This window comes from Pseudoalteromonas sp. SIMBA_162 (assembly GCF_046535955.1).
In the GTDB taxonomy this organism is placed as follows: Bacteria; Pseudomonadota; Gammaproteobacteria; order Enterobacterales; family Alteromonadaceae; genus Pseudoalteromonas; species Pseudoalteromonas marina.
Genome location: NZ_JAWJBQ010000439.1, coordinates 1 through 270 on the forward strand (window position 1 = coordinate 1; position 270 = coordinate 270).

The following is a 270-nucleotide window of genomic DNA, read 5'->3' on the forward strand; positions in this document are numbered from 1 at the left end:
CGCCTCGACGGCTATCTGCACGACGAGTACGCGCATACCGCGCACGTGTTCGGCGCGGATATCGCCGAGTACCGCGCGATCTACGACGACTGGCGGCGCGAAATCCTGGCGCGGCTGACCGGGCGCCGGCTCGATGCGCTCACGCCGCTGTCACGCGACGTCGTTGCGCGCGAAACCATCGTTGCGGAAGCCGTTGCATGAACGATCCGCGTGGCCCGGCGACGTTCGCGCCGGATACCGACGAGCGCGCCCACGCCGACGCGGCGCTCG

Annotated in this window: 1 protein-coding gene; it reads left to right on the plus strand. The window is 70.4% G+C overall.

Features of this window, described 5'->3' with window-relative positions; all coding sequences use genetic code 11:
* A partial coding sequence (locus tag R0J88_RS20390; protein ID WP_410900934.1) for a hypothetical protein occupies positions 1-201 on the plus strand: 201 nt, incomplete at its 5' end.
* Between the last annotated feature and the right edge of the window lie 69 nt (positions 202-270).